The organism is Pseudomonas sp. LG1E9, from assembly GCF_003290225.1.
In the GTDB taxonomy this organism is placed as follows: Bacteria; Pseudomonadota; Gammaproteobacteria; order Pseudomonadales; family Pseudomonadaceae; genus Aquipseudomonas; species Aquipseudomonas cyclaminis.
Genome location: NZ_CP029983.1, coordinates 297,676 through 314,375 on the forward strand (window position 1 = coordinate 297,676; position 16,700 = coordinate 314,375).

The 16,700-nt window shown below is 61.5% G+C and carries 17 protein-coding genes; 8 read left to right on the forward strand and 9 right to left on the reverse strand.

Annotated features, from left to right (window positions below; all coding sequences use genetic code 11):
• Positions 1-3 precede the first annotated feature (3 nt).
• The 3 genes from DNK50_RS01585 to DNK50_RS01595 form a co-directional block, all read right to left on the reverse strand.
• Positions 4-798, reverse strand: coding sequence for a thiazole synthase (locus DNK50_RS01585; RefSeq protein WP_003234615.1), 795 nt, complete (start codon positions 796-798; stop codon positions 4-6).
• A gap of 48 nt (positions 799-846) precedes the next feature.
• A complete protein-coding gene (gene thiS / locus DNK50_RS01590) occupies positions 847-1,047 on the reverse strand; it encodes a sulfur carrier protein ThiS (protein WP_160385078.1) in 201 nt (66 codons plus the stop codon).
• Between the two features lie 71 nt (positions 1,048-1,118).
• A complete protein-coding gene (locus DNK50_RS01595; RefSeq protein ID WP_099585852.1) occupies positions 1,119-1,496 on the reverse strand; it encodes a DUF423 domain-containing protein in 378 nt (125 codons plus the stop codon).
• 74 nt (positions 1,497-1,570) lie between these two features.
• On the opposite strand from DNK50_RS01595, the gene mtgA reads away from it, so the two are divergent.
• Positions 1,571-2,293 carry a monofunctional biosynthetic peptidoglycan transglycosylase gene (gene mtgA / locus DNK50_RS01600; protein ID WP_112192675.1) on the forward strand — a complete coding sequence of 241 codons (723 nt, stop codon included), beginning with the start codon at positions 1,571-1,573 and terminating at the stop codon, positions 2,291-2,293.
• Positions 2,294-2,418: 125 nt separating this feature from the next.
• Here the strand turns inward: mtgA and rpoH are convergent, their stop codons facing one another.
• From rpoH to ftsY, 4 genes are all read right to left on the reverse strand, one after another.
• The gene (gene rpoH, locus DNK50_RS01605; protein ID WP_003176698.1) at positions 2,419-3,273 is read right to left on the reverse strand and encodes an RNA polymerase sigma factor RpoH; all 855 of its coding nucleotides are present in this window, start codon (positions 3,271-3,273) and stop codon (positions 2,419-2,421) included.
• A 126-nt stretch (positions 3,274-3,399) separates the two neighbouring features.
• Positions 3,400-4,422, reverse strand: coding sequence for a permease-like cell division protein FtsX (ftsX, locus tag DNK50_RS01610; protein WP_099585854.1), 1,023 nt, complete (start codon positions 4,420-4,422; stop codon positions 3,400-3,402).
• Entirely contained in the window at positions 4,419-5,090 is a 672-nt protein-coding gene (ftsE, locus tag DNK50_RS01615) for a cell division ATP-binding protein FtsE (RefSeq protein ID WP_017737950.1), read from the reverse strand. The genes ftsX and ftsE overlap by 4 nt, the downstream gene beginning before the upstream one ends.
• On the reverse strand, positions 5,087-6,505 hold the full coding sequence (ftsY, locus tag DNK50_RS01620) for a signal recognition particle-docking protein FtsY (RefSeq protein ID WP_112192676.1): 1,419 nt from the start codon (positions 6,503-6,505) through the stop codon (positions 5,087-5,089). Before ftsY ends, ftsE begins: the two co-directional genes overlap by 4 nt.
• A gap of 233 nt (positions 6,506-6,738) precedes the next feature.
• Between ftsY and DNK50_RS01625 the strand changes: the two genes are divergently transcribed.
• Genes DNK50_RS01625 through DNK50_RS01640 form a run of 4 tightly spaced genes read left to right on the forward strand, consistent with a single transcriptional unit; the run spans position 6,739 to position 11,271 of the window.
• Positions 6,739-8,094 carry a pitrilysin family protein gene (locus DNK50_RS01625; RefSeq protein ID WP_112192677.1) on the forward strand — a complete coding sequence of 452 codons (1,356 nt, stop codon included), beginning with the start codon at positions 6,739-6,741 and terminating at the stop codon, positions 8,092-8,094.
• Entirely contained in the window at positions 8,087-9,571 is a 1,485-nt protein-coding gene (locus tag DNK50_RS01630) for a pitrilysin family protein (RefSeq protein WP_099585857.1), read from the forward strand. Before DNK50_RS01625 ends, DNK50_RS01630 begins: the two co-directional genes overlap by 8 nt.
• The gene (gene rsmD, locus DNK50_RS01635; RefSeq protein ID WP_099585858.1) at positions 9,571-10,188 is read left to right on the forward strand and encodes a 16S rRNA (guanine(966)-N(2))-methyltransferase RsmD; all 618 of its coding nucleotides are present in this window, start codon (positions 9,571-9,573) and stop codon (positions 10,186-10,188) included. Before DNK50_RS01630 ends, rsmD begins: the two co-directional genes overlap by 1 nt.
• Before the next feature lie 54 nt (positions 10,189-10,242).
• Positions 10,243-11,271 carry a hydrolase gene (locus tag DNK50_RS01640; RefSeq protein ID WP_112192678.1) on the forward strand — a complete coding sequence of 343 codons (1,029 nt, stop codon included), beginning with the start codon at positions 10,243-10,245 and terminating at the stop codon, positions 11,269-11,271.
• Here DNK50_RS01640 and DNK50_RS01645 read toward each other — a convergent pair.
• A complete protein-coding gene (locus DNK50_RS01645) occupies positions 11,258-12,112 on the reverse strand; it encodes a sulfurtransferase (protein WP_112192679.1) in 855 nt (284 codons plus the stop codon). The two genes, DNK50_RS01640 and DNK50_RS01645, sit on opposite strands and share 14 nt — an antisense overlap.
• A 32-nt stretch (positions 12,113-12,144) precedes the next feature.
• Positions 12,145-12,816, reverse strand: a complete 672-nt coding sequence (locus DNK50_RS01650) for a TetR/AcrR family transcriptional regulator (protein WP_099585861.1) — start codon at positions 12,814-12,816, stop codon at positions 12,145-12,147.
• 147 nt (positions 12,817-12,963) lie between these two features.
• On the opposite strand from DNK50_RS01650, the gene DNK50_RS01655 reads away from it, so the two are divergent.
• The 3 genes from DNK50_RS01655 to DNK50_RS01665 are packed head-to-tail and all read left to right on the forward strand — an operon-like array spanning position 12,964 to position 16,599.
• Positions 12,964-14,391, forward strand: coding sequence for a coniferyl aldehyde dehydrogenase (locus tag DNK50_RS01655; protein WP_112192680.1), 1,428 nt, complete (start codon positions 12,964-12,966; stop codon positions 14,389-14,391).
• Positions 14,392-14,419: 28 nt separating this feature from the next.
• Positions 14,420-14,965 (forward strand): twin-arginine translocation pathway signal protein, encoded by a 546-nt coding sequence (locus tag DNK50_RS01660; RefSeq protein ID WP_112192681.1) that lies wholly within the window; start codon positions 14,420-14,422, stop codon positions 14,963-14,965.
• A gap of 38 nt (positions 14,966-15,003) precedes the next feature.
• The gene (locus DNK50_RS01665) at positions 15,004-16,599 is read left to right on the forward strand and encodes a GMC family oxidoreductase (protein ID WP_112192682.1); all 1,596 of its coding nucleotides are present in this window, start codon (positions 15,004-15,006) and stop codon (positions 16,597-16,599) included.
• The last annotated feature ends 101 nt before the right edge of the window (positions 16,600-16,700 follow it).

Genomic DNA, 16,700 nt, shown 5'->3' on the forward strand with positions numbered 1-16,700 from the left:
CTCTTACTTGATCAGACCATCCAGCGGCGAAGAGGCGCTGGCGTAGAGTTTTTTCGGCATGCGCCCGGCGAGGTAGGCCAGGCGGCCTGCGACGATGGCGTGTTGCATGGCTTCGGCCATCATGATCGGTTGCTGGGCGTGGGCGATGGCCGAGTTCATCAGCACGGCGTCACAGCCCAGCTCCATGGCGATGGTCGCGTCGGAGGCGGTGCCTACGCCGGCATCCACCAGCACCGGGATCTTGGCTTCTTCAAGGATGATCTGCAGGTTGTACGGATTGCAGATACCCAGGCCGGAGCCGATCAGACCGGCCAGCGGCATCACTGCGATGCAGCCGATTTCCGCCAATTGACGGGCGATGATCGGGTCATCACTGGTGTAGACCATCACGTCGAAGCCTTCCTTGACCAGCGTTTCAGCGGCCTTGAGGGTTTCGATCACGTTGGGGAACAAGGTTTTCTGGTCGGCCAGCACTTCCAGCTTCACCAGGTTGTGGCCGTCGAGCAGCTCACGGGCCAGGCGGCAGGTGCGCACGGCTTCGATGGCGTCATAGCAACCGGCGGTGTTCGGCAAGAAGGTGTAGCGATCCGGCGACAGCACTTCGAGCAGGTTCGGCTCGCCCTCGATCTGGCCGAGGTTGGTGCGGCGCACGGCGAAGGTCACGATCTCGGCACCCGAGGCTTCGATGGCCAGGCGGGTTTCTTCCATGTCGCGGTACTTGCCGGTGCCGACCAGCAGGCGGGACTGGTAGGTACGACCGGCCAGAACGAAAGGCTTGTCGCTACGAACGATGCTCATGGGAAATCCTCGTAATGGGGTGAGGTTCTGCAGAATTCGGGCAGGCGACTAGCCGCCGCCGATGGCGTGGACCACTTCGACCTGGTCACCGTCGCTGAGCGCGGTGCCTTCATGCTGGCTGCGCGGGACGATATCCAGGTTAAGCTCCACTGCAACACGACGCCCGGTCAGTTCCAGGCGGGTCAGCAGGGCCGCAACGGTTGCACCGTCGGGCAGTTCAAAGGATTCGCCGTTCAACTGAATGCGCATGCCACGGGCCGCCATCGTTTTTAGGGGCCAGCATTCTAGCTTGATTGGTGTTGCTGGCCCAAGTCCCTTGGTCAGACGACCTGCAAGCGCCAGGCAAACAGGCCGAGGAAGAACCAGCCGAGCAGGAATGCCAGGCCACCGAACGGCGTGATGATGCCGAGCTTGCTGATGCCCGTGGTAGTCAACACATACAGGCTGCCGGAGAACAGCAGGATACCGATGACAAACGAGATACCGGCCCACGTCACCAGGCGGCCGGGAAGATGGGCCGCCAGCAAGGCCACGCCAAACAGTGCGAGGGTGTGCACCAGTTGGTAGGTCACGCCGGTATGGAAGATCGCCAGGTATTCGGCGCTCAGACGGTTTTTCAGGCCATGTGCGGCAAAGGCGCCGAGGGCGACACCGGTGAAGCCGAAAAACGCGGCCAGCATCAGAAAGCTTCGCAGCATGGGGAACTCCAGTCAGACTCATCGGGCAGGGTCTGTATAATGGCCCGCTCAACGGGTTCGGCCAAGCCATCTCTATGCTGCGTCTCCTCTTCAAACGCTTTCTCAACGTCGTGAAATGGTTTGCCATCGGCAGTGTCTTGCTGGTGCTGCTGTTTCGTGTCGTCCCGCCGCCGTTCACTGCGCTGATGGTGGAGCGCAAGGTCGAATCCTGGTTCGACGGCGAACCCATTGACCTGCAGCGCACCTGGGTGCCGTGGGACGAGATATCCGATGAGCTCAAAGTGGCGGTGATGGCCGGTGAAGACCAGCGCTTCCCGCAGCATTGGGGCTTTGATTTCGGCGCGATCCAGGCGGCGATCCTGCACAACGAGCGCGGCGGCTCGATTCGCGGGGCCAGTACGTTGAGCCAGCAGGTGTCGAAAAATCTGTTCCTGTGGGCTGGTCGCAGTTATTTGCGCAAAGGGCTGGAAGCCTGGTTTACCGGGTTGATCGAGGTGCTGTGGCCCAAGGAGCGAATCCTTGAGGTGTACCTCAACAGCGTGGAATGGGATGAAGGGGTGTTCGGCGCGCAAGCGGCGGCGCGGCATCACTTTGGTGTGAGTGCCAAGGGGCTTTCACGGCAGCAGGCCAGTTACCTGGCGGCTGTGCTGCCAAACCCACGAGTGTGGAGTGCCAGCCATCCGACCGCGTATGTGGCGCGGCGGGCGGCTTGGATTCGGCAGCAGATGAGTCAACTCGGTGGCGATGGCTACCTGCTTGAGCTGAACAACTCCCGCAAAGCGCCCTGGTCTGACTGACCCAACACAGAAACAAATGTGGGAGGGGGCTTGCCCCCCGATAGCGGTGGATCAGTCAGCTTATTTGTAGCTGACCCACTGCAATCGGGGGCAAGCCCCCTCCCACATTTTGACCGCGTTACCCTTTAGGCGGCGATCGACAACTTCAGCTTGTTCATCGCGCTTTTCTCAAGCTGACGAATCCGCTCGGCCGACACGTTGTACTTCTGCGCCAGGTCATGCAGCGTGGCTTTTTCTTCCGCCAGCCAGCGCTGGTAGAGGATGTCACGGCTGCGGTCGTCCAGCACTTCCAGCGCTTCGTGCAGGTTGTGGTTGGAGTTGTCGCTCCAATCGGCGTCCTCCAGTTGACGCGCCGGGTCGTACCGGTGGTCTTCCAGGTAGTTGGCCGGCGATTGGAAGGCGCTGTCGTCGTCCGCTTCAGCGGCCGGGTCGAAGGCCATGTCATGGCCGGTCAGACGACTTTCCATCTCGCGCACTTCACGGGGCTCCACGCCGAGGCTTTCGGCCACGCGGTGGACTTCCTCGTTGTTCAGCCACGCCAGGCGTTTCTTCTGGCTGCGCAGGTTGAAGAACAGTTTGCGCTGGGCCTTGGTGGTCGCGACTTTCACGATGCGCCAGTTGCGCAGGATGAACTCGTGGATTTCCGCCTTGATCCAGTGAACCGCGAACGACACCAGGCGCACACCCATTTCCGGGTTGAAGCGCTTTACCGCCTTCATCAGGCCGACGTTGCCTTCCTGGATCAGGTCAGCCTGGGCCAGGCCGTAGCCGCTATAGCTACGGGCGATATGTACGACAAAACGCAGGTGGGCGAGCACCATCTGCCGAGCCGCCCCCAAATCCTGCTCATAATAGAGACTCTCGGCCAGTTCACGCTCCTGCTCGGGTGTCAGCAATGGAATGCTGTTGACCGTATGCACATAGGCTTCCAGGTTCGCACCCGGGACCAAGGCATAAGCAGGTTGCAAAGAAGTGGTCATACGAAACCTCCGACTTACATAACTCGTGCAGTTCAGCACTGCGAAAATTGACCGGGAACCGTAGGACAAGTTCCCTAAACCACTGATACGGTCAATACAAACGAAACCACATTAATCTGACATTAACTACTTCGGTGCCAGCTCACGTAAATGCCGTGCGACCGCAATCCACGCACCGATATAACCCAACAAGACCGCGCCAAGCAAGAGGCTCAGACCATCGGCTACCGGCACGCCGGCCAGGGCAAAATCGCTGCCGTACAACCCGGCAAGCCCGATTACCGCGTCGTTCAGCCAGTCCAGGCCAAATGCCAACACGCCCCAGGACAAAATCCCCGCACCCAGGCCATAAAGCGCGCCCATGTACAGAAAAGGCCGACGCACATAGCTGTCCGTGCCGCCGACCAGTTTAATCACTTCTATCTCGGTGCGACGGTTTTCAATATGAAGACGAATGGTATTACCTATCACCAAAAGTAATGCAGACACCAACAGCACCGTCAGGCCGAACACAAAACGGTCGCCCAGCTTGAGGATGGCGGCCAGGCGCTCAACCCAGACTAGATCAAGTTGCGCCTGTTGCACCTTAGGCATCTCTGCGAGTTTTTGACGCAGGGCTTCCAGGGCGGTCTTGTCCACCTCGTTCGGCGTCACCAGCACCACGCCTGGCAGCGGGTTCTGCGGCAGCTCCTTGAGCGCCTCACCCAGGCCGGACTGTTGCTGGAACTCCTCAAGCGCCTGGTCGCGACTGACGTACTCGGCATCCGCCACGCCTGGGATGTTCTTGATGTCGTCACGCAGCGCTTCGCCTTGCTGGGTACTGGCATCCAGGTTCAGGTACAGCGAAATCTGCGCCGCACGCTGCCAGGAACCGCCCAGACGCTCGACATTATTGAGCAGCAGGGACAAACCCATCGGCAGGCTCAAGGCCACAGCCATCACCAGACAGGTGAAAAAGCTGCCGATCGGCTGCTTGCCCAGGCGACGCAGGCTGTCCAGCAGGCTGGCACGATGGCTTTCGATCCAGGCGCGCAGCAGCGTGCTGAAGTCCGGACCGTCGTCATCGTCGTGTTTTTTCTTTTTCGGTTGCGGGTCGGCCGGTTTCGGCGCCACGCGCTCGGAAACCTTGGGGCTGCGGGTGGCACTCATACGCCGGCCTCCCCATCACCGATCAGACGACCGCGTTGCAGGGTCAGCATGCGGTGGCGCATGCGGGCGATCAGCGCCAGGTCGTGGCTGGCGATCAATACGCTGGTGCCCAGGCGGTTGATGTCCTCGAACACCCCCATGATCTCGGCCGCCAGACGCGGGTCGAGGTTACCGGTAGGTTCGTCCGCCAGCAGCAAGGCCGGGCGATGGACGATGGCGCGGGCAATGCCGACGCGCTGTTGCTGGCCGGTGGAGAGGTCGCCAGGGTAGAGGTCGGTCTTGTCCGACAGCGCCACGCGCTCCAGGGCCGAGTCCACGCGCTTGACGATCTCGGCCTTGGACAGCCCGAGAATCTGCAATGGCAGGGCAATGTTGTTGAATACCGTGCGATCGAACAGCAACTGGTGGTTCTGGAACACCACGCCGATCTGCCGGCGCAGGTACGGAATCTGCGCATTGCTGATGGTGGCCAGGTCCTGGCCGGCCAGCAGCAACTTGCCGGTGGTCGGGCGTTCCATGGCCAGCAGCAGGCGCAACAAGGTACTTTTACCGGCGCCAGAATGCCCGGTTACAAACAAGAACTCGCCGCGCCGCACTCGAAAGCTCAGCTCATGCAAGCCCACATGCCCGTTGGCATAGCGTTTACCGACCTGTTCGAATCGAATCATGAACGCTCCCGCTCGGCAAACAGTGCCTCTACAAAGGGTTCGGCTTCAAAGGTGCGCAGGTCATCGATGCCTTCACCGACGCCGATATAACGAATCGGCAACCCGAACTGTTTGGCCAGGGCGAAGATCACGCCACCTTTGGCTGTGCCGTCGAGCTTAGTCAATGCCAGGCCGGTCAGTTGCACCGTCTGGTTGAATTGCTTGGCCTGGCTGATGGCGTTCTGGCCGGTACCGGCGTCCAGCACCAGCAGCACTTCGTGGGGCGCGTCGGCATCAAGCTTGCCGATCACGCGGCGCACTTTCTTCAGCTCTTCCATCAAGTTGTCTTTGGTGTGCAGGCGACCGGCGGTATCAGCGATCAGCACATCAATGTTACGGGCCTTGGCGGCTTGCACGGCGTCGAAGATCACCGAAGCGGAGTCGGCCCCGGTGTGCTGGGCGATCACCGGGATCTTGTTGCGCTCGCCCCAGACCTGCAATTGCTCAACGGCGGCGGCGCGGAAGGTGTCACCGGCGGCGAGCATGACTTTCTTGCCTTCCAGTTGCAGCTTCTTGGCCAGCTTGCCGATGGTAGTGGTCTTGCCGGCGCCATTGACGCCCACCACCAGGATCACGAACGGCTTGTTCGGGGTGATCACCAGCGGGGCTTCCACGGGCTTGAGCATCGCGGCCAGTTCGGCCTGCAAGGATTTGTAGAGTGCGTCGGCATCGGTCAACTGCTTGCGCGCGACCTTCTGGGTCAGGCTCTGGATAATCACGGCGGTGGCTTCGACGCCCACGTCGGCGGTCAGCAGGCGGGTTTCGATGTCTTCCAGCAGTTCGTCATCAATGACCTTCTTGCCGAGGAACAGGCTGGCCATGCCTTCGCCGATGCTGGCGCTGGTCTTGCTCAGACCTTGCTTGAGGCGGGCGAAGAAGCCGGTCTTGGTGGTTTCTGCAGAGGGAGCGAGCGGTTCTGGCTCGACAACCTCGATAGCCTCGACAACCTGGACGGGCGCAGCGACCACAACAGCAACAGGCGCAGGGACTTCGACAACGGGCGGCGCCTGGACCACCACCTCAACCGGCTCAACCACCGCAGGAATCGGCGGGGCCAGGTGTTCAGCCTGGACGTCTTCGACCAACGCCACGGGCTCTTCGGCCACCGGCAACTCAGGCCATGGCTTGTGCTCGGGCTCAGGTTCCGGCTCAGCCTCAACCACCGGCTGCAGCACGGGCTCAGCCATCGGCAACACCACCGGCGCCGGCGCTTCGGCAACCGGTTCGGCTTCTACTATAGGGTCGGGGATCGGCTCAGCTTGAACCTGTGGCTGTTCAACAGCGGTTTCCTGCGGCTTTTTGCGCAGCCATCCGAACAGGCCTTTCTTCTCGCCAGCCGCAGCTGGGGTCTTCTTGTCGTCGTTGGAACCAAACATGGAGACGGCTATCTCAAGGTAGCGACGCGCCAGAGGGGCGCGCCGGTAAATAAAATTCGATGCGTAACAGACTGTTTTTTAGCCAGCTCGTTCATGCGCAACATTTTGTAAGGCCAAAATAGGGCCTCAACAAGACTGCCGCAGTGGCCGTCCGTATATTCGACCAGTATCCTAGCACCTCCTCGCCCGCCGACGCTAAGACCAAGCGGGCAGCCCAACAGGTTTAAAAACGAATGAATGCTCTAGCCCGCCGCGCCGCAGGCCTGCTGTTCAGCACAGTTTGTCTGCCTCTTTCAGCTTTGGCTGCCGACCCACAACCCACCCACGAATTCACCCTGGACAACGGTCTCAAGGTCGTCGTGCGCGAAGATCATCGCGCCCCGGTGGTGGTTTCCCAGGTTTGGTACAAGGTGGGTTCGAGCTACGAAACCCCGGGCCAGACCGGTTTGTCCCACGCCTTGGAACACATGATGTTCAAGGGCAGCGCCAAAGTCGGCCCCGGCGAAGCCTCGCTGATCCTGCGCGACCTGGGCGCCGAAGAAAACGCGTTCACCAGCGATGACTACACCGCGTACTACCAAGTCCTGGCCCGCGACCGCCTGGGCGTGGCCTTCGAACTCGAAGCTGATCGCATGGCCAGCCTGCGCCTGCCGGCCGACGAGTTCAGCCGCGAAATCGAGGTCATCAAAGAAGAACGCCGCCTGCGCACCGACGACAACCCGATGTCCAAGGCCTTCGAGCGTTTCAAGGCCATGGCTTTCCCGGCCAGCGGCTACCACACGCCGACCATCGGCTGGATGGCCGACCTGGACCGCATGAAGGTCGAGGAACTGCGCCACTGGTACCAGTCCTGGTACGTGCCGAACAACGCCACCCTGGTGGTCGTCGGCGACGTGACCCCGGACGAGGTGAAAACCCTGGCCCAGCGCTACTTTGGCCCGATCCCCAAGCGCGACGTACCGCCCGCCAAGATCCCGATGGAGCTGGCCGAACCCGGCGAACGCCTGCTGACGATGCACGTGCAGACCCAATTGCCGAGTGTGATGCTCGGATTCAACGTGCCGGGCCTGGCGACTGCCGAAGACAAACGTTCGGTACAAGCCCTGCGCCTGATCTCGGCCCTGTTGGATGGCGGCTACAGCGCACGCATCTCGGAGCAGTTGGAACGCGGTGAAGAGCTGGTGTCGGCCGCCTCCACCAACTACGACGCCTACACCCGTGGCGATACGCTGTTCATGCTGTCGGCCACACCGAACCAGCAGAAGAAAAAGACCATTGCCCAAGCCGAAGCCGGCCTGTGGCGGTTGCTGGACGAGTTGAAGGCCAAGCCGCCCACCGCCGAAGAGCTGGAGCGAATCCGCGCCCAGGTCATCGCCGGCCTCGTCTACCAGCGTGACTCCATCACCAGCCAGGCCACGGCCATCGGCTCCCTGGAGACCGTGGGCCTGTCCTGGAAACTCATGGACAGCGAACTCGCCGACCTGCAAAGCGTGACCCCGGAAGACATCCAAAAGGCCGCGCGCACCTATTTCACCCGCGAACGTCTGAGCGTCGCCCATGTTCTGCCTGAGGAGACTGCTCATGAGTGATCGCAAAAGCCTGATCCTGCCCGGCCTGATCGCCGTCACCCTGATCGCGGCAAGCGCCGTGTATTTCCTGCGCCCGAGTGAATCGGTAGCCAGCCCCGCGCTGGAAAAAGCTCAATCGGCCAACACGCTGCAATCCCTGGCAGAACTGGACGGCAAGGCGCCGACCAACCGCAAGCTCGACGTGCAAACCTGGACCACCGCCGAAGGCGCCAAGGTGCTGTTTGTTGAAGCCCATGAACTGCCGATGTTCGACCTGCGCATCCTGTTCGCCGCCGGCAGCAGCCAGGACGGCGATGTGCAGGGCCTGGCGCTGATGACCAACGCCATGCTCAACGAAGGTATTCCTGGCAAGGATGTCAGCCAGATCGCCAGTGGTTTTGAAGGCCTGGGTGCCGACTTCGGCAACGGCGCCTACCGCGACATGGCGCTGGTGTCCCTGCGTAGCTTGAGCGCCAGCGATAAACGCGACGCCGCTCTGGCGCTGTTTGACGAAGTGATCGGCAAACCGACCTTCCCGGCCGACTCCCTGGCCCGCATCAAGAATCAGATCCTCGCCGGCTTCGAATACCAGAAGCAGAACCCCGGCAAACTGGCGAGCCTGGAGCTGTTCAAGCGCTTGTACGGCGATCACCCTTACGCACACCCAAGCGAAGGCACACCAGAAAGCGTGCCGAAAATCACCCTGGCGCAGTTGCAGGCGTTCCATGCCAAGGCTTACGCCGCCGGTAATGCGGTGATTGCAGTGGTCGGTGACCTGACCCGCGCCGAAGCCGAAGCCATGACGGCGAAAGTGTCCGCATCGCTGCCTAAAGGCCCGGCCCTGGCGAAGATTGCCCAGCCGACCGAACCCAAGGCCGGCCTGAGCCGTATCGAGTTTCCGTCCAAGCAGACCCACTTGCTGTTCGCCCAACTCGGTATCGACCGCGCCGACCCGGACTACGCGGCCTTGTCCCTGGGTAACCAGATCCTAGGCGGCGGCGGCTTCGGTACCCGCTTGATGAGCGAAGTCCGTGAAAAGCGTGGCCTGACCTACGGTGTCTACTCCGGTTTCTCGCCGATGCAGGTACGCGGTCCGTTCATGATCAACCTGCAGACCCGCGCCGAAATGAGTGGCGGCACCCTGCGCCTGGTTGAAGACGTAGTCGCCGATTACCTCAAGACCGGCCCGACGCAAAAAGAGCTGGATGACGCCAAGCGCGAGCTGGCCGGCAGCTTCCCGCTGTCTACCGCGAGCAACGCCGATATCGTCGGCCAGCTGGGCGCCATGGGTTTCTACAACCTGCCGCTGAGCTATCTGGAAGATTTCATGAAACAATCCCAGGCCCTGACCGTAGAGCAGGTCAAGGCTGCAATGAATAAACACTTGAGCGCCGACAAGATGGTCATCGTGACCGCCGGCCCGACGATTGCGCAAAAGCCACTACCGCCCCCCACTGATAAACCCGCCGAGCAGCCGCTCGGGGTTCCGGAGCATTAATGGCCAGTTCATCTCGCCCGAAAAAACCTGTCCACAACGTACACAACGGTGTGGGCCAACTGCGCATCATTGGCGGTGAATGGGGCAGCCGCAAGCTGAGCTTCCCCGATGTCGTGGGCCTGCGCCCAACGCCGGATCGCGTGCGTGAAACCCTGTTCAACTGGCTCGCGCCGTACATCGCGGGCGCCAAGGTGCTGGACCCGTTCGCCGGTAGTGGCGCACTGTTCCTGGAAGCGTTGTCCCGTGGCGCATCCCAGGCACAGGCGCTGGATGCCAGCAATGTCGCGGTCTCCAGCCTCAAGGAACACCTGGGCACGCTGCGTTGCACCAATGGCCAGGTACAAACGGCCGACGCTCTGCGCTACCTGGAAACCCAGGCGGCGAGCGAGTACGACGTTGTGTTCCTCGACCCGCCGTTCAACCAGAACCTGCTGCCCACCGTGTGCGCACTGCTGGAAGAACGCCAATGGCTGGCGCCGGATGCGTGGATCTACACTGAAAGCGAGACCGCGCCGTCCACCCTGGGTTTACCGGGCGCGTGGCGTCTGCACCGGGAGCAGAAATCCGGGCGGGTGTATTACGCTTTGTGGCACCGGGTGGTAGAACACGCCGAGTAGTCTCAGTGCGGGCTTCTGTGGTGGGCCCGCTCACCCCATGCCACAGAGATCTGCATGACCCCTTCTTCTGAAAGATTCACCCCCGCCTTCGGCCTCGGCAACCCCCACCTGCAAACACTGTGGGGGCCGTTGTGGCGTGCCACTACCCATATCGAGCGCCAACGCGAACGCCTGTGGCTGGAAGACGGCGATTTTCTCGACCTCGACTGGCATGGGCCCCATGACGCGCAAGCCCCCTTGGTGCTGGTGCTGCACGGGCTGACCGGTTCATCCAACTCGCCTTACGTGGCCGGACTGCAAAAAGTCCTCGCCGCACAAGGCTGGGCCAGTGTGGCGCTGAACTGGCGAGGCTGCTCAGGGGAACCAAATCTGTTGGCCCGCAGCTATCACTCGGGCGCCAGCGAAGACCTGGCCGCAACAATTGCGCACTTGCGCGCCAAGCGGCCATTGGCGCCGTTGTATGCCGTGGGTTATTCCCTTGGCGGCAATGTATTGCTCAAGCACCTGGGTGAAACCGGCGAAGCGTCGGGGCTGCAAGGCGCGGCGGCGGTGTCGGTGCCGTTTCGCCTGGACCAGTGCGCAGACCGCATCGGGCTGGGGTTTTCGCGGGTGTATCAGAAGCACTTCATGCGCGAGATGTTGGCGTATATCCGCGTCAAGCAGCGTCAGTTTTTGCAGGATGGTCGAGAGGACGGGCTAAAAACCCTTGAAGCACTCGGATCCCTGGAGAAGATGCGTACATTCTGGGACTTCGATGGCCGGGTAACCGCGCCGTTGCACGGTTTTCTCAGTGCAGAGGATTATTACCAAAAGGCATCGAGTCGATATTACCTGGGCGACATTCGCACACCGACCCTGATTATCCATGCCGCCGACGACCCGTTCGTCTTCGCCCACAGCTTGCCCGAGGCCAGCGAGCTGTCGGCGTGCACCGAATTTGAGCTGACGGCCAAAGGTGGGCACGTGGGCTTCGTCGATGGCTCACTGAAACGCCCCAGCTACTACCTGGAGCGCCGCATCCCACAATGGCTTAGGGCAAATGTGGGAGGTGGCTTACACGGCAGGGAACTCAATCGCCCGTAGCAATCGCCCGCGCCGGATCAGTAATCCACTCACTCCACGACCCCGCATACAGCTTGCCCAACGGATAACCCGCCAGGCTCAGGGCGAACAGGTTATGGCAGGCCGTCACCCCGGAACCGCAATACGCCACCAGTTCTTCCGGTGCACGCCCGTCCAGTTGGGCAGCGAAGCGCTGCTTGAGCTGTTCAGCAGGAAGGAAGCGGCCATCGGCGCCCAGGTTTTCGTTGAAGGCCGCACATTGCGCGCCAGGGATGTGCCCGGCGATCGGGTCGATCGGCTCCACTTCGCCGCGAAAACGTGCTTGAGCGCGGGCGTCGATCAGGGTCAGACCCGACTGGGCCAAGCGTTTTTGCAGGTGTTCGGCGTCCACCAGCAGGCGGTTGTCCGGCGTACCGGCGAACGTCCCAGGCTCAACCAGCGGCGCGTCCAGGCTCAGCGGGAAACCGGCGGAGTGCCAGGCCTTGAGGCCGCCATCCAAGATAAACACGCCATCGCGCTTGCCCAGCCAGGCCAGCAGCCACCAGGCGCGGGCGGCATAGGCGCCGGGGCCGTCGTCATACAGCACAATATTGGTATCTGCGCTGATGCCCCAGGCCCGCAATTGCTGAACCAAGGTGTCCGCCGCCGGCAATGGGTGACGTCCAGTGACGCCCTTGGTCACCGGGCCACTGAGGTGTCGCTCCAGGTCGGCGTATTGCGCGCCTTCGATATGCCCTTCGGCATAGCTGCAACGCCCGTAGTCCGGGTCTTCCAAAGCAAAACGGCAATCCAGGATCACCACCCCGCCGGCCTTCTGGCGCTCGGCCAATTGCTGGGGACTGATCAGTTGGGCAAGCGGCATGACGAACTCCTACGAATGCATGTGGGAAAGGTCTACTTCACTTCTTCCAGTGCCTGGTTCAACGGCACGTAAAACTCTTTGAACAGCGCATCCACCGCCTCTTTCGCCTGAGGCGTGACAAAACCCGCCTCCAGCACCAGCACCTGATATACCCCGCGCTTGATCGCTTCGGCGCTCAATTGGGCGGAGTTTTCATTGGTGGTGCATAAGAACCGCACCCAGGACGTGAGGATGATCCAGGCATTGAGGGTCAGGGCTTCGGTTTGAACAGGGTCCATATTGAGGATGCCCGCGTCGACAAACCCCTGGTAGATCGCATTGCCTTGGACCAGGCAACGCTGGGAAAAACGCCGATAGCCGGTGGCCAGTTCAGGGTCGCTCTCCAGCAGATGCTCAAGGTCGCGATGCAGGAAGCGATAGCGCCACATCCCGGCCAGCAAGGCCTGCAGGTAGAAACGCTTATCCTGGACCGTCGCGGCGCGCCCCTGTGGTGGGCGCAGAAAGCTGTCGACCAGCGCTTCGTATTCACGAAACAGCACGGCGATGATCGCCTGCTTGTTGGGGAAGTGGTAGTACAGGTTCCCCGGCGAAATTTCCATATGGGCGGCGATATGGTTGGTGCTGATACTGCGCTCGCCCTGCTGGTTAAAAAGCTCCAGGCTGGTTTGCACAATGCGCTCGCTGGTCTTTACTCGTGGGGCCATAGGGGGAATCAGCTTCTATACACGTGATGGGGCATCTTACGACCTATCCTTGCCAGGATAAATCTGCATGTTGCCGCAATGTTATTTGACAATTTAGAGCAATGACTCTAAAAATCCAGGCAGACCAATAACAATCGGTGCTGCGCCATGTCTGCCAACGTTGCCTACCTGCAGGACTCCCAGGTGCTGGATCAACTCCAGTACCTGTTCGACACTCAACGCCGCGCCTACGCCGCCAACCCCATGCCGCCAGCCGCGCAACGCCAGCAATGGCTCAAGGCCCTGCGCGACCTGCTCAGCGACGAGCGCCAGGCGCTGATCAACGCGATCAGCCAGGATTTCAGCCACCGCAGCGCCGACGAAACCCTGTTCGCCGAATTGATGCCCAGCCTGCACGGCATTCACTACGCCAGCAAACACCTCAAGGGCTGGATGAAACCTTCGCGCCGTGCTGTAGGCATTGCCTTTCAACCGGCGTCAGCCAAGGTCATTTACCAGCCGCTGGGCGTGGTCGGCGTGATCGTGCCGTGGAACTACCCGCTGTACCTGGCCATCGGGCCGTTGGTGGGCGCGTTGGCGGCGGGCAATCGGGTGATGCTCAAGCTCAGCGAGTCCACTCCCGCCACTGGCGCGCTACTCAAAACCCTGCTGGCGAAGATCTTCCCCGAGGACCTGGTGTGCGTGGTGCTGGGTGAAGCCGACGTGGGCATGGCGTTTTCCAAGCTGCGCTTCGACCACCTGCTGTTCACCGGCGCCACCAGCATTGGCAAGCACGTGATGCGCGCGGCGGCGGAACACCTTACGCCGGTCACCCTGGAGCTGGGCGGCAAGTCGCCCGCCATCGTTTCCGCCGATGTGCCGCTCAAGGACGCCGCCGAACGCATCGCTTTCGGCAAAGCCTTGAATGCCGGGCAAACCTGCGTCGCGCCGGATTACGTGCTGGTGCCGGAAGACCGCGTCGAAGGTTTCGTCGAGGCTTACAGCAACGCCGTTCGCGGGTTTTATCCGACCCTGACCGACAACCCGGACTACACCGCCATCATCAACGAGCGGCAATTGGCCCGGCTCAATGCCTACATCAAGGACGCCACCGACAAAGGCGCCACGCTGGTTCCGTTGTATAAGCAAGGCCAGGCGCGCCGCATGGCCCACAGCCTGCTGCTGAATGTCAGCGATGACATGACCGTGATGCAGGACGAGATCTTCGGCCCCGTGCTGCCGATCGTGCCCTATCGCGGTATCGACCAAGCGTTTGCCTACATCAACCAACGCCCTCGCCCACTCGCCCTGTATTACTTCGGCTACAACAAGGGCGAACAGAACCGCGTGCTGCACGAGACCCATTCCGGCGGCGTGTGCCTGAACGACACCCTGTTGCACGTAGCCCAGGACGACATGCCGTTTGGCGGCATCGGCCCGTCGGGCATGGGCCATTACCACGGCCATGAGGGGTTCCTGACCTTCAGCAAAGCCAAGGGGGTGCTGGTGAAACAGCGCCTGAACGCTGCCAAGTTGATCTACCCGCCTTACGGCAAAGCCATCCAGAAGTTGATCCAGAAGTTGTTCGTTCGCTGATACCGCCACCCACGGGATAACAATAACAATGAACCCTAGCCTGACTGATTCACCCGCACTGTCGCGGCGCGGCGTGTTGAAAATCGGCCTGTGCGCCAGCGCCTTCCTGGCCACCGCCGGGCTTGGCGCCAGCCTCAGCGGCTGCTCCAGCAGCACACCGGCCAGCGGCTTTGCCCTGTTGCGCAGCAGTGATCTGCCGTTTCTGCGCGCGGTCATTCCGGTCTTGCTGGAGGGTGTAGCCAGCGCCCAGGAAGTCGCCAACGGCGTCGAAGACACCCTGAAAAAGCTCGACTTCAGCCTGCAGCATCTGTCGCCGGAGATGTTCAAGCTCACCCAGCAATTGTTCGACGTATTGGGCATGGGCATTACCCGTGGGCCGTTGACCGGTATCTGGGGCAGTTGGGAGAACGCCAGCGCAGAGCAAATCCGCAACTTCCTGCACCGCTGGGAAAACAGCTACCTGAACCTGCTGCGCATGGGCCAGGGTTCGCTGCTCAAGCTGGTGATCATGGCCTGGTACTTCCAGCCGGCGTCCTGGGCCCATTGCGGCTATCCCGGCCCGCCGAAGATCTGATCTGCATCCCTCCACAATAAAAACAAGAGACGACCCTGATGCCCGTACCCGATCTGTTCCGCGAAGGCCTGGCCCGTGGCTGGAAAACCCACAACGGCGCCGCCCTCGACAATGACCTGACGCTGGAAGCCGACGTCGCCATCATCGGCAGCGGCGCCGGGGGCGGCACCACGGCAGAGATCCTCAGCGCCGCCGGCTACAAGGTGCTGCTGATCGAGGAAGGCCCGCTCAAGACCAGCAGCGATTTCAAGCTGCTGGAGGACGAGGCCTACGCCAGCCTGTACCAGGAAGGCATCGGCCGCATGAGCAAGGACGGCGCGATCACCATCCTGCAGGGGCGGGCAGTCGGCGGCACCACGTTGATCAACTGGACATCGAGCTTTCGCACCCCGGACGCCACCCTCGCCCACTGGGCCAGCGAATACGCGGTCAAGGGCCACAGCAGCGCCGAGATGGCGCCATGGTTCGAGAAAATGGAACAGCGCTTGGGCATCGCGCCTTGGGCTATCCCGCCAAACGCCAACAACGACGTAATCCGCAAAGGCTGTGAAAAGCTCGGTTATAGCTGGCATGTGATCCCGCGCAATGTGCGCGGCTGTTTCAACCTGGGCTATTGCGGCATGGGTTGCCCGGTCAATGCCAAGCAATCAATGCTGGTGACCACCATACCGTCCACCCTGGAGAAAGGTGGCGAGTTGCTTTACCTGGCCCGTGCCGAACGCCTCAACTACAGCGGCGATACCATCAGCAGCCTGGAATGCGTGGCCATGGATGAGCGCTGCGTATCGCCGACCGGCCGCAGGATCACGGTCAAGGCCAGGCATTACGTGCTATCGGGCGGCGGCATCAACAGCCCGGCACTGCTGATGCGCTCGGATGCACCCGACCCTCACTCGCGCCTGGGCAAGCGCACGTTCCTGCATCTGGTGAATTTCTCCGCCGGGCTGTTCGACGAGGTGATCAACCCGTTCTATGGCGCGCCGCAATCAATCTATTCCGACCACTTCCAATGGCAGGACGGCACCACCGGCAAAATGTCCTACAAGCTGGAAGCGCCGCCCTTACACCCTGGATTGGCCAGCACCCTGTTTGGCGGTTACGGCACCGGGAACGCGCTGGACATGAGCCAATTACCCAATACTCACGCGATGCTCGCTCTCTTGCGCGACGGATTTCATCCCGACAGCCCCGGCGGCACGGTAGATCTGCGCGGTGACGGCACCCCCGTCCTCGACTATCAGGTTTCGCCCTACGCCTGGGACGGCCTGCGCCGCGCCTTTCACAGCATGGCCGAGATTCAATTCGCAGCGGGCGCCAAGTCGGTCAAGCCGCTGCATCACGATGCACGCTACGTGAATACCTTGGCCCAAGCCCGTGACCTGATTGACGGTTTGAACCTGGAACTGCATCGCACAACCCTGGGCAGCGCCCATGTAATGGGCGGTTGCGCCATGGGGGAAGACCCGAAGAACGCTGTGGCCGACAGCCTGGGTCGCCATCACCAATTGCGCAATCTGTCGATCCACGATGGCTCGTTATTCCCCACCAGTATTGGGGCCAATCCCCAATTATCGGTGTACGGATTGACCGCGCAACTGGCCAGTGCATTGGCCGAACGTCTGAAAACAGCATGAAAAAACGCTCGATCAGCGGCATGTATCTACATAAGTCGACTTGGCCGACCGGGATGGCTGCGATACCATCCGGTTCCCCAACGGACTCCGCCAGGACGACG

Excerpts from the sequence above, each read along its gene's own strand:
- DNK50_RS01585 (WP_003234615.1), bottom strand. The coding sequence starts at position 798 with ATGAGCATCGTTCGTAGCGACAAGCCTTTCGTTCTGGCCGGTCGTACC.
- thiS (WP_160385078.1), bottom strand. The coding sequence starts at position 1,047 with ATGCGCATTCAGTTGAACGGCGAATCCTTTGAACTGCCCGACGGTGCA.
- DNK50_RS01595 (WP_099585852.1), bottom strand. The coding sequence starts at position 1,496 with ATGCTGCGAAGCTTTCTGATGCTGGCCGCGTTTTTCGGCTTCACCGGT.
- mtgA (WP_112192675.1), top strand. The coding sequence starts at position 1,571 with ATGCTGCGTCTCCTCTTCAAACGCTTTCTCAACGTCGTGAAATGGTTT.
- rpoH (WP_003176698.1), bottom strand. The coding sequence starts at position 3,273 with ATGACCACTTCTTTGCAACCTGCTTATGCCTTGGTCCCGGGTGCGAAC.
- ftsX (WP_099585854.1), bottom strand. The coding sequence starts at position 4,422 with ATGAGTGCCACCCGCAGCCCCAAGGTTTCCGAGCGCGTGGCGCCGAAA.
- ftsE (WP_017737950.1), bottom strand. The coding sequence starts at position 5,090 with ATGATTCGATTCGAACAGGTCGGTAAACGCTATGCCAACGGGCATGTG.
- ftsY (WP_112192676.1), bottom strand. The coding sequence starts at position 6,505 with ATGTTTGGTTCCAACGACGACAAGAAGACCCCAGCTGCGGCTGGCGAG.
- DNK50_RS01625 (WP_112192677.1), top strand. The coding sequence starts at position 6,739 with ATGAATGCTCTAGCCCGCCGCGCCGCAGGCCTGCTGTTCAGCACAGTT.
- DNK50_RS01630 (WP_099585857.1), top strand. The coding sequence starts at position 8,087 with ATGAGTGATCGCAAAAGCCTGATCCTGCCCGGCCTGATCGCCGTCACC.
- rsmD (WP_099585858.1), top strand. The coding sequence starts at position 9,571 with ATGGCCAGTTCATCTCGCCCGAAAAAACCTGTCCACAACGTACACAAC.
- DNK50_RS01640 (WP_112192678.1), top strand. The coding sequence starts at position 10,243 with ATGACCCCTTCTTCTGAAAGATTCACCCCCGCCTTCGGCCTCGGCAAC.
- DNK50_RS01645 (WP_112192679.1), bottom strand. The coding sequence starts at position 12,112 with ATGCCGCTTGCCCAACTGATCAGTCCCCAGCAATTGGCCGAGCGCCAG.
- DNK50_RS01650 (WP_099585861.1), bottom strand. The coding sequence starts at position 12,816 with ATGGCCCCACGAGTAAAGACCAGCGAGCGCATTGTGCAAACCAGCCTG.
- DNK50_RS01655 (WP_112192680.1), top strand. The coding sequence starts at position 12,964 with ATGTCTGCCAACGTTGCCTACCTGCAGGACTCCCAGGTGCTGGATCAA.
- DNK50_RS01660 (WP_112192681.1), top strand. The coding sequence starts at position 14,420 with ATGAACCCTAGCCTGACTGATTCACCCGCACTGTCGCGGCGCGGCGTG.
- DNK50_RS01665 (WP_112192682.1), top strand. The coding sequence starts at position 15,004 with ATGCCCGTACCCGATCTGTTCCGCGAAGGCCTGGCCCGTGGCTGGAAA.